Here is a 9,631-nt window from a genome sequence, read left to right as displayed (position 1 = left end):
GCTGCTGTCGCGTTTCGACGGCTTCACCGACATGTCCGGCAACACCCACTCCCTCGAGCTGAACCTGCCCAGCCTGGGCGTCTCGTTCGACGGCGCCACTCCGTCCGACGACTACGTCACCTCGATCTACTCGATCGAGTACGACGGCTTCACCGACTTCCCGAAGTATCCGATCAACCTCCTGGCCGACCTCAACGCGTTCCTGGGAATCCAGCAGATTCACGGCCACTACCTTGACTTCCCGCTCGACGGCAGCGGCCCCAGCCCGACCGACATCGCCAACGCGATCCTGCTGCCGGGCTCAGCCAGCCTCGGCGACCCGGACAGCCTGACCGACTACTACATGATCACCACGCTCGGCGGCGAAGACGTCACCCCGCCGCTGGTCGCACTGTTGCCCGCCCCGCTGCAGGCGCTGCTCGGGCCTGACCTGACATACCTGATCAATCTCGGCTACGGCGACGGCTCGACCGGTTACTCGGTGGACGTCGATTCGCCGGCCGACGTGAACACCCCGTTCGGGCTGTTCCCCGACGTCAGCCTGTCCGACATCTTCAGCAACCTGGCCACCAAGACCCAGGAGGGCATCACAGCGTTCGAGGCCTACCTGGCGGCACCGCCCGACGTCTCGCCGATCGTCGACCCTGGCTCTTCAGGGCTGGACTTCTCCGCGTTCCTGACCAACCTGGCGACCGACCCGACCGGTACCTTCACCGAGCTGGTCAACGCGATCTCCACCGCATCGTCGGCGGCCTACTCCACGCTGCTGCCCACCGCGGACATCATCAACGCGCTGTTGACCAGTGTGCCGGCCTACGACCTCTCGCTGTTCAGCGCGAACATCGCGACCGGTGATTTCGTCGACGCCATCGGCCTTCCGATCGCGGCGAACACGGCAGTGTTCACGCTGGCCGCGGGCTTCGAACTGGAGGTCATCCAGAGCGCCGCTGCGCAGATCCAGGACGCCTTCTCGGGTCTGTTCTCCTAGCCACCGAACGAGAAAGGCGCCGCGACCCAGCGAGGGGGCGGCGCCTTTCTTTTCGTTCAGGTGTGGATCAGCGGATCGAGAAGTTGGCCGCCTTCGCCGCGGACAGGTCGTCGATCTCACCCCAGTGCGAGGCGATGTCGTCGACCGACGGCGGGGTCTTGAAGGTGACGCCCTCGTTCTGGAAGAGCGCGGTGCGCTGCACCTTGCCGCCGCCGACAATGAAGATCGAGCCGCTGTCGGGTACTTCCTCGGTGACGAGGTAGGCCACCACCGGCGCGACGAACTCGGGCGTCAGGTTCTGCAGCACCTCGGGCGGCAGGATGTCCTCGGTCATTCGGGTGGCGGCGATCGGGGCCAGCGCGTTGGCCTTGATGTTGTACTTGGCGCCTTCCTGGGCCAGCGTGTTGATCAGGCCGACCAGGCCGAGCTTGGCCGCGCCGTAGTTGGCCTGACCGAAGTTGCCGAACAACCCGCTGGTGGAGGTCGCGACCAGCACCCGTCCGTAGCTCTGCTCGCGGAAATGCGGCCAGGCCGCGCGGACCACGTTGTAGCCACCGTAGAGGTGGACCTTGAGCACCGAGTCCCAGTTCTCGAACGACATCTTGTGGAACGTGCCGTCACGCAGGATGCCCGCGTTGCTCACGACGCCGTCGATCTTGCCGAACTCGTCGAGCGCGGTCTTGATGATGTTCTCGGCGCCCTCGGCCTCGGCCACGCTGTCGTAGTTCGCAACCGCCCGTCCGCCGGCGTCTTTGATCTCCTTGACGACGTCGTCGGCCATGTTGTGTCCGGCGCCGGTTCCGTCGCGCGAGCCACCGAGGTCGTTGACGACGACGCTGGCACCTTCCTTGGCAAGGGTCAGCGCGTATTCGCGACCCAGACCGCCGCCGGCTCCGGTGACGACGACAACGCGATCCTGCACTCCGGGCATTACGTTCCTTTCGGTTTAGCTACTCGAGTCCGGCCGTCAGAACAGCCGGCGCGCCAACTTCCACGCCTTCTCTGTATACGGCGGGTAGATGAAGCTGGCGATGTCGGGGCGGGTTGGCTTGGTCAGCACCGACTTGCGGTGGCTGAACTCCTCGAAGCCGAACTTGCCGTGATAGGCACCCAGGCCGGACGGGCCCACGCCGCCGAAAGGCAGCTTGTGCGTGGCGAAGTGGAACAGCAGGTGGTTGACCACCATGCCGCCCGCCGGCACCTCCTTGATCACCCGTTCGCGCACGGACTTGGCCTTGGTGAACAGATAGGCGGCCAGCGGCTTGGGCCGCGAGTTCACGAAATTGATTGCCTCGTCCAGGTTTTGAACGGTCACGATCGGGAGGATCGGACCGAAGATCTCGTCGGTCATCAACGGCTCGTCAGCAGCGGGATCCACCACGACGGTCGGCTGAATGTTCAGCTTCGACGAATCCGAACCGCCACCAATGGCGACCTGACCCTGCGTTGCGGCGAGCGCGGCGGTGAGCCGGTCGAAATGCCGCTCGTTGACAATTCGCTTTCCGCCAGAAGCGTTTTCGGCCTCGAAGCTGGTGACGGCCTTCTGGATCTCGGAAACCAGTTGGTCGCGGATCGGCGCTTCGACCAGCACGTAGTCGGGCGCGATGCAGATCTGGCCCGAGTTGATCAACTTGGTCCACGCGATGCGCTTCGCGGCGACCTTGATGTCCGCGTCCTTGGACACGATCACCGGGCTCTTACCGCCGAGTTCCAGGGTCACCGGGGTGAGGTGCTTGGCGGCTCCCTCGTACACCTTGCGGCCGATTTCGGTTCCGCCGGTGAACAACAGGTGGTCGAAGCCCTGCGCAATGAGTTCCTGGCTGACCGACCCGTCGCCCTCGATCACCGCGATCGCATCGCTGTCGAGGTAGCGCGGCACCAGCTCGGCCATCAGCGCCGACGACGCGGGTGCCACCTCAGATGGCTTGAGCAGCACCGTGTTTCCCGCGGCGATGGCGCCGGCCGCGGGGCCCAGCGTCAGCGCGAACGGGAAGTTCCACGCGCCGATGATCAGCACCGTGCCGTAGGGCTCGTACTCGACGAAGCCGCGCCCGGGTAGCTGCGACATCTCCAGCAGCCGGTGGCGGCGCTTGGCCCACTTGCCTACGTTCTTCGCCGCGTAGGCGGCCTCACCGCTGGTGCTGGCGACGTCGGCGAGCCACGCCTCGAACGGCGAGCGACCGAGGTCTTTTTCCAGCGCTTCGGCGACCTTGGCCTCGTTCTCGACCATCAGTCGCTCGAGGGCGCGCAGTTGCTGCTTGCGCCACTCGATGTTTCGGGTACGGCCGGTGGCGAATGTCTGACGCAACCGCGCCACGGTCTTTGCCACGTCAGGGCCGGATTCCGGCGTCGTGGGTGCAACCGGATCAGTGATTTCGGTGGTCATGGGGATCCCTTCCTCGACCGGCGAAATCCCAATCCTAATCAACCACCCGGTTGGGCAACAGGTCCCCTCGGCGTGCGCACCGTCGTGCGGGCGCCGGCCCTCAGACGCGTTCGGCGGTCACGAACTGCGAGAACGCATCCTTGTCGTCGGCGGACGGCACACCTTCGACCCAACGGTTCAGCCGGCGCATCTCGTCACCGGAGTTCTGCGCGGTGGCCCGCCAGCCGTGGTCATTGAGCCAGGTCGCGACGTCAGCGCGGGCGTCGTCCTTGTAGATCAGGTCCTGGATGTCGATGTTGCGCTCGATGCCGAGTTTCGCGGCCACCCGGTCGAGCCGCTCGCGCATCTCCGCGCGCCGCTCGTCGGAGTGGTTGGCCGCCGTTTCCGCGGCGATCCGGCTGCCCGGCGCGCTCAACTCGCCGACCTGGGTGAACAGCCGGTCCTGAGCGTCGGCGGGCAGGTACATCAGCAGGCCCTCCGCCAGCCACGCGGTGGGGGCCTTCGGGTCGAAACCGGCCGCGACCAGCGCCGCCGGCCAGTCCTGACGCAGATCGATCGCCACCTCGCGGCGGTCGGCCGAGGGCGTCGCGTCGTGCGCGGCAAGTGTCGCCGCCTTGTACTCGAGCACCTTGGGCTGGTCGATCTCGTAGACGGTGGTGCCGGTCGGCCAGTCCAGCCGGTAGGCGCGCGAGTCCAGACCGGACGCCAGGATCACCACCTGCCGGATGCCCGCCTCCACCGCACCGGCGAAGTGGGCGTCGAAGAAGTGGGTGCGCACCGCCTGGTAGCCGCGCATGTGCTCGAAGATCGCGGCGGCTTCGGCGTCGATCTCGGCCACCTTGTCCAGCAGGTCGCTGTCGAGCATCTTCTCCCAGACCCCGGTGCCGGCCTCGTTGACCAGAATCTTGGCGAACGGGTCGCGGATCAGCGGGTCGGGCTTGTCGGTTTCGGCGGCGCGGGCCGCGGCCACCATCACCGCGGTACTCCCCACGCTCTCGGTGATGTCCCAGGTGTCGTCATGGCTACGTAGGGCGCTCATCGCGGTCCTGCCTTCTGTGAAGAGTGGTTGCAGAGAATCAACGTGCGCCGAGCTCGGCGCTCAACAGTGTGGTGGTGAAGGCCTCGTCGGCCAGATCGTCGGGAATCGCCCGCCCGAGTCGGGCCATCTCGTCGGCGTTGCGGACGGCGTCGACGCGCCAGCCGTGCTCACGCAGCCAGTCCGCGGCGTCCGCTCGGCCGTTCTCCTGATAGGTCAACGTCTCGACGTTGATGTCCAGGCCGAGACGCTGCCGCATCCGGTCGAAACGGGCCCGCCGAGCGGCCCGACGCGATTCGGAGTCCGCGGCGCCGAGGCTGAACGCTTCGACAGCCACCCGGCTGCCCGGCGCGCTCAAACCGGTGACGATCTCGAACAGCCGATCCTGGGCCTCGGCCGGCAGATACGGCAGCAGACCCTCGGCCAGCCATGCGGTCGGCAAGCCCGGGTCGAAGCCGGCCGCAGTCAGCGCCGCTGCCCAGTCGTCGCGCAGGTCGACCTGCACGGTCCGGCGCTCCGCCGCCGGCTCGGCGCCGGCCGACTCCAGCGTGGCCGTCTTGTACGCGACGACTTGCGGCTGGTCGATCTCGTAGACCGTGGTGCCGATTGGCCACTCGAGCCGGAAGGCGCGTGAATCCAGGCCCGCGGCCAAGATGACCACCTGCCGGATGCCGGCAGCGGCGGCTTCGGTGAAGTAGGTGTCGAAGTAGTGCGTGCGAACCGCCTGGTAGTCGACGGCGAGCCGGTGCGCGCGGCGCCCGTGATCGTCGTCGCCGATCCAGTCCAACGACGTGGCCAGGCGTGCCCACGGCTGCCCAGCGGTGGAAACCAGCAGGTAGGCGAACTGGTCTCGGATCAGCGGGTCGGCAGATCCGGTCTCGACGGCGCGGGCTGCGGCAACGCTCAACGCGGTGGCGCCCACGCTCTCGGTGATGTCCCAGCTGTCGCCTTCGGACCGGATGGAGCTCGCTTTGTGAAGACCAGTCATAGCGCCACCATGTTACCTAGTAAGTTAGGCAAGCTATATGGTTGTGTGCGCTACGTCACGCAACTGGATCGGGCGGGCGAGCCAAGCTGCGGGCCAGCAAGGTCCTCAACTGGTCGGTGATGGTGTCGAATTCGTGCCGGCTGCCGACGAAGCCGGCGTAGAAGCCGACACCCAGCAGCACCGCGAGCAGCATCTCGGTCAAGGCCGAGGCGTTGGTGTCGGCGTCCAGCTCGCCACTGGAGATCCCGTCGTTGATGGCCCACAATAGAAACGCCCGCGTGGTGCTGACGGAGTCGGCCGTGGGGCGGCTCAACTCGGGATGCCGCTGGGACTCCAATGTCGCGGCGATCAGGAACGCAGACGCCGCGTGGTTTTCCAGTTCGGCTTCCAGGGCGCCCTCGATGAAGGCCGACACCCGACCGGTCAGGGTTTTCTCACTGCGCGCCCGCTGAGCACTTGCCGCGACGACGGCGTTGTTGGTCTCTTCCAGCACCTGCCAGTACAGGACGCGCTTGTTAGCGAAATAGTGGTTGATCGCGGGCCGGGTGAGGTCCGCCCGGCCCGCGATCGCCTGGAAGGTGGCCGCGTCGTAGCCCCGTTCGCTGAACACCTCGCGAGCTGCGCGCAGAATGCGCTTACGCGTCTCAGCCGCCTTTGCTGCTGGGGGGCGACCCGGCCCCCGGCTCGCGGGCTGTACCACCGTTCGATTGTGCCATATGTCACACCTACGTCGGTCACACAAATTTGCTCGCCGGTTAGCTGGCGGCTACCTGACCCGGTGCGGCATCAACCCCCCGACCGGCACTGCGCCGAAGGAGCCGGCCTGGTAGTCCTCCATCGCCTGGATCACCTCTGCCCTGGTGTTCATCACGAACGGGCCGTAGTGGAACACCGGCTCGCGAATCGGCTGACCACCCAGGATCAGCACCTCCAGCGCGGGAACCCGCGCGTCCTGTGCCGACGCGGCGTCGATCGTGATCCGGTCGCCGGGCCCCAGCACTGCGAGCTGGCCCTGCTGGATCGGGTGCGACACCGGCCCCACCGAACCGCGCCCGGACAACACATAGACCAGCGCGTTGTAGCTCCGGTTCCACGGCAGGCTCAGCCGTGCCCCGGGTTGAATCGTCGCGTGGGCCAGCGTGATTGGGGTGTGCGTGACGCCCGGCCCGTGATGACCGTCGACATCGCCGGCGATGACGCGGACCAGCGCGCCACCGTCGTCGGACGACAGTAGGGCGACGTCGCCACCTTCGATGGCCTGGTACCGCGGTGTGGCGAACTTGTCTTTCTTCGGCAAGTTCACCCAGAGCTGGACCCCGTGGAACATCCCCCCGCTTTCGACCAACTCGGCGGGCGGCGTCTCGATGTGCAGGATTCCCGACCCGGCTGTCATCCATTGGGTGGCCCCGTCGGCGATCAAGCCGCCACCGCCGTGCGAGTCCTGGTGCGCGAAGCGGCCGTCGATCATGTACGTGACGGTCTCGAAACCGCGGTGCGGGTGCCAGTCGGTCCCCCGGGGCTCGCCGGGTTGGTACTCCACCTCGCCCATCTGATCCATGTGGACGAACGGGTCCAGCGCGGCGGTGTCTATTCCGGCGAACGCGCGGACCACCGGAAAACCTTCGCCTTCATGGCCGCGCGGGCCGGTCGTGATGGAACGGACCGGGCGCTCGGTGTCGAGCGGACCGGCCACGGACAGCCGGGGCAAGGTCAATGTGTCTGCGGTGACGGCGGGCATCTCGGGCCTCCTCTGAAGTGGATACCCGCTATAACCGGACCGCGGTCCGATTATTCCGTCACCGCATGTGGACGCTAGCGCGCGCTGTCGGCCGCGTCCTTCTCGCTGGAGGCGCCCTCATGAGTCAGCGAGCCGCCGGCGTTCTCGAGATGCGCGCGGACGAACCACTGGAACTTCTCCAGTTCGGCGGCGTGGTCGATCAGGATGTCCTGGGTGACGGGGTCCAGCTTCTCGGTCTCGCTGATGCCCTTCCGGGTGTCTTCGACAACACCGTTGTAGACCAGATCGAGCGCGGCGAGATGGGCCTGCACGGTGTCACGGCCCACCGAGTAGTCGTCCCACGTGCGGTCCTTCAGGATCGCCCCGGGCGTACCCTGCGGTGATCCACCGAGGGTGGCGATACGCTCGGCCACCTCGTCGGCATACCCGCGCACCAGCTCGACCTGCGGGTCGATCATCTCATGCACCCCAATGAAGTTGGGGCCCACCACGTTCCAGTGCACGTGCTTGAGAGTCAGGTGAAGATCGTTGTAGGTGCTCAACTGCTTTTGCAGCAAATCGGCAAGCGTGGCACCTTGCTTGTCGGTCAGTCCGGGGACGGTGAATTGAGTCATGGGCGGCGGGTACCCGATGGCCGCGGCGGATAACCACCCCGCGTCAGATCGCGCGAATGTCCTGCACCGGCAGCCGGGCGCCGCGGCGGGGCTCGTAGGCCAGTCCGCTGGCGTAGAGCAGCTGGACCACCCGGTGGCGGTGCGGGCGCATCGGCTCCAGAAGCTCGACCATCTCGGCGTCGTCGATCGGATGGCCCAGCAGTGTCCAGCCGATCATCTTCGACACGTGATAGTCGCCGACCGACAGCGCATCGGGATCACCGAACGCTCGCTGCGCCGTCTCGGCTGCGGTCCAGATACCGACGCCGGGCAGCGACATCAATGCGTCGCGGGCCCGCTCGGCCGACCAAGCGGTGAGGCGCTCCAGCGAAGATGCCCGCTGCGCGCAGCCGACGACGGTGCGCGCCCGACCCGGATCGACGTTGGCGCGATGGAATTCCCACGACGGGATCCGCCGCCACACCTCGGCCGGGGGCGGCACCCGCATCCGCTCCGGCGCGGGTCCGGGTGCCGGAGTCCCGAACTTGGTCACCAGCAGTCGCCACGCACGGAAGGCATCCTTGCCCTGCACCCGCTGCTCGATGACGGCGGGGATCAACGCCTCCAGCACCCGGCCGGTGCGGCCCAGCCGCAGATGCGGCACGCGCCGGTGCGCCTCGGCGACGATCGGATCGGTGGGCGCGAAGCCGGACGGATCGTCGTCGGCACCGAGCATCGCCGGAAGCGCCTCGAGAAACTCCGCGGCGCCCAACCCCCAGGCCGTGCAGTCGACCGCGTCAGGCGCCGCGCGGCTGATCCGCGCGGTCACAGCGCCACTGTGCAGCAGACTCGTCCGCCAGATCGCGCCGTCGCCGGTTATCTGAAAACACGGGTCACCGGGACCCCTGCGCAGCGGGAAGAGGGTGTTCCTGGGGCTGACGGGCCCGGTGAACGTCACCGTGCGAGCGCTACTCACCATGGGCTCCCGCCGTACCGCACCAGCTCGATTCCGTCGATCATAGGTCGGGCCCGGAATGGGCGTAAGTGTCCGCGACATCATTGACCGGCAACCGAATTTCGCGTCAGGATGGCGAGGTGAACACCCCCTTCGACGATCCGTCCGCCGAGCTGGCGTGGATGTTCCTGCAGTGTCTCTCCGACGACGCCGACGTCGACGAGTGCTTCGACCTGCTGAGCGACGACTTCACCTACTGGAGCATCGTGACCCGGGATTCGCTCGACAAGGCTGCGTTGCGTCGAGAAATCGAGCGGCGCAGAAGCCGGGTCGAAGTGGAGCTGGATTTCATCCAATGCTTCAACGACGGCGAGAGTGTCGTGATCGAGGCCGAAGCCGACGGCGAGACCGCCGACGGGGTGCACTACAACAGCCCGGCTGTCTTCATCTTCGAAACCCACGACGGGCTGATCGCCTCGCTCCGCGAATACAGCGACACGCAACTGACGGCCCACGTCTTCGGGCCGCAGACGGCTTAGTCGAGGGTGATTTCGGCTTTGTCGGGATAGAACGCCAGGTGGCCGGCGATGGGCGCCACGGCCGGGAACGGCTGCTCGTAGAACCAGATCGCGTCCTCGACGGTGTCACCGGCGGCGGTGGTCACGCTGTAGTAGGCCGCGTCGCCCTTGAAGGGACAGTAGGTGCTGGTGTCCGTACGGGTCAGCACGTCGTGCACCACGTCCTTGTACGGAATGTATTGCACCGCCGGATAAGTCGACTCCTGCAACTGCAATGCATCGTGGGTTTCGGCAACTACCTCGCCGCCGACGCGAACGACAACGCGGCGTCCGGTCGGGTTGATGGTGATCGGATGTTCGGCGGTCGGTTCCAGAACGGGTCGACTGGTCATGGCGATGTCTCCTCAGATGCGATTAGCTGATTCAACA

General features: G+C 66.7%; 11 protein-coding genes. 2 read left to right on the top strand and 9 right to left on the bottom strand.

What is annotated here, in order from left to right:
- Positions 1-988, top strand: a 988-nt coding sequence (locus CYU59_RS10910) for a PE-PPE domain-containing protein (RefSeq protein WP_292989019.1), incomplete at its 5' end; no start/stop codon positions are given.
- Between the two features lie 67 nt (positions 989-1,055).
- On the opposite strand, the gene CYU59_RS10905 is transcribed toward CYU59_RS10910, so the two are convergent.
- The 8 genes from CYU59_RS10905 to CYU59_RS10870 all read right to left on the bottom strand — a co-directional run bounded on the left by CYU59_RS10905 (position 1,056) and on the right by CYU59_RS10870 (position 8,708).
- A complete protein-coding gene (locus CYU59_RS10905) occupies positions 1,056-1,919 on the bottom strand; it encodes an SDR family oxidoreductase (protein ID WP_292989017.1) in 864 nt (287 codons plus the stop codon).
- Between the two features lie 36 nt (positions 1,920-1,955).
- Positions 1,956-3,374: an aldehyde dehydrogenase family protein gene (locus CYU59_RS10900; protein ID WP_292989015.1), complete on the bottom strand. Its 1,419-nt coding sequence runs from the start codon at positions 3,372-3,374 to the stop codon at positions 1,956-1,958.
- Between the two features lie 100 nt (positions 3,375-3,474).
- A complete protein-coding gene (locus tag CYU59_RS10895) occupies positions 3,475-4,413 on the bottom strand; it encodes a class I SAM-dependent methyltransferase (protein ID WP_292989013.1) in 939 nt (312 codons plus the stop codon).
- 37 nt (positions 4,414-4,450) lie between these two features.
- Positions 4,451-5,398 carry a class I SAM-dependent methyltransferase gene (locus tag CYU59_RS10890; RefSeq protein ID WP_292989012.1) on the bottom strand — a complete coding sequence of 316 codons (948 nt, stop codon included), beginning with the start codon at positions 5,396-5,398 and terminating at the stop codon, positions 4,451-4,453.
- 55 nt (positions 5,399-5,453) lie between these two features.
- Positions 5,454-6,098, bottom strand: coding sequence for a TetR/AcrR family transcriptional regulator (locus CYU59_RS10885; RefSeq protein ID WP_292989010.1), 645 nt, complete (start codon positions 6,096-6,098; stop codon positions 5,454-5,456).
- A gap of 66 nt (positions 6,099-6,164) precedes the next feature.
- The gene (locus CYU59_RS10880; RefSeq protein ID WP_292989008.1) at positions 6,165-7,136 is read right to left on the bottom strand and encodes a pirin family protein; all 972 of its coding nucleotides are present in this window, start codon (positions 7,134-7,136) and stop codon (positions 6,165-6,167) included.
- A 74-nt stretch (positions 7,137-7,210) separates the two neighbouring features.
- Positions 7,211-7,750, bottom strand: coding sequence for a DNA starvation/stationary phase protection protein (locus CYU59_RS10875; protein ID WP_292989006.1), 540 nt, complete (start codon positions 7,748-7,750; stop codon positions 7,211-7,213).
- Positions 7,751-7,793: 43 nt separating this feature from the next.
- Positions 7,794-8,708 carry a DNA-3-methyladenine glycosylase 2 family protein gene (locus CYU59_RS10870; protein ID WP_292989005.1) on the bottom strand — a complete coding sequence of 305 codons (915 nt, stop codon included), beginning with the start codon at positions 8,706-8,708 and terminating at the stop codon, positions 7,794-7,796.
- A gap of 158 nt (positions 8,709-8,866) precedes the next feature.
- Between CYU59_RS10870 and CYU59_RS10865 the strand changes: the two genes are divergently transcribed.
- On the top strand, positions 8,867-9,223 hold the full coding sequence (locus CYU59_RS10865; RefSeq protein WP_292989080.1) for a nuclear transport factor 2 family protein: 357 nt from the start codon (positions 8,867-8,869) through the stop codon (positions 9,221-9,223).
- Here the strand turns inward: CYU59_RS10865 and CYU59_RS10860 are convergent.
- Positions 9,220-9,594, bottom strand: a complete 375-nt coding sequence (locus CYU59_RS10860; RefSeq protein ID WP_292989003.1) for a DUF427 domain-containing protein — start codon at positions 9,592-9,594, stop codon at positions 9,220-9,222. The two genes, CYU59_RS10865 and CYU59_RS10860, sit on opposite strands and share 4 nt — an antisense overlap.
- Positions 9,595-9,631: the final 37 nt, after the last annotated feature.

It is taken from the genome of Mycobacterium sp., assembly GCF_002863225.1.
Lineage (GTDB): Bacteria > Actinomycetota > Actinomycetes > Mycobacteriales > Mycobacteriaceae > Mycobacterium.
This window is presented reverse-complemented; position numbering and strand designations above follow the sequence as displayed.

Excerpts from the sequence above, each read along its gene's own strand:
- CYU59_RS10895 (WP_292989013.1), bottom strand. The coding sequence starts at position 4,413 with ATGAGCGCCCTACGTAGCCATGACGACACCTGGGACATCACCGAGAGC.
- CYU59_RS10870 (WP_292989005.1), bottom strand. The coding sequence starts at position 8,708 with ATGGTGAGTAGCGCTCGCACGGTGACGTTCACCGGGCCCGTCAGCCCC.
- CYU59_RS10860 (WP_292989003.1), bottom strand. The coding sequence starts at position 9,594 with ATGACCAGTCGACCCGTTCTGGAACCGACCGCCGAACATCCGATCACC.
- CYU59_RS10905 (WP_292989017.1), bottom strand. The coding sequence starts at position 1,919 with ATGCCCGGAGTGCAGGATCGCGTTGTCGTCGTCACCGGAGCCGGCGGC.
- CYU59_RS10880 (WP_292989008.1), bottom strand. The coding sequence starts at position 7,136 with ATGCCCGCCGTCACCGCAGACACATTGACCTTGCCCCGGCTGTCCGTG.
- CYU59_RS10865 (WP_292989080.1), top strand. The coding sequence starts at position 8,867 with ATGTTCCTGCAGTGTCTCTCCGACGACGCCGACGTCGACGAGTGCTTC.
- CYU59_RS10890 (WP_292989012.1), bottom strand. The coding sequence starts at position 5,398 with ATGACTGGTCTTCACAAAGCGAGCTCCATCCGGTCCGAAGGCGACAGC.
- CYU59_RS10900 (WP_292989015.1), bottom strand. The coding sequence starts at position 3,374 with ATGACCACCGAAATCACTGATCCGGTTGCACCCACGACGCCGGAATCC.
- CYU59_RS10875 (WP_292989006.1), bottom strand. The coding sequence starts at position 7,750 with ATGACTCAATTCACCGTCCCCGGACTGACCGACAAGCAAGGTGCCACG.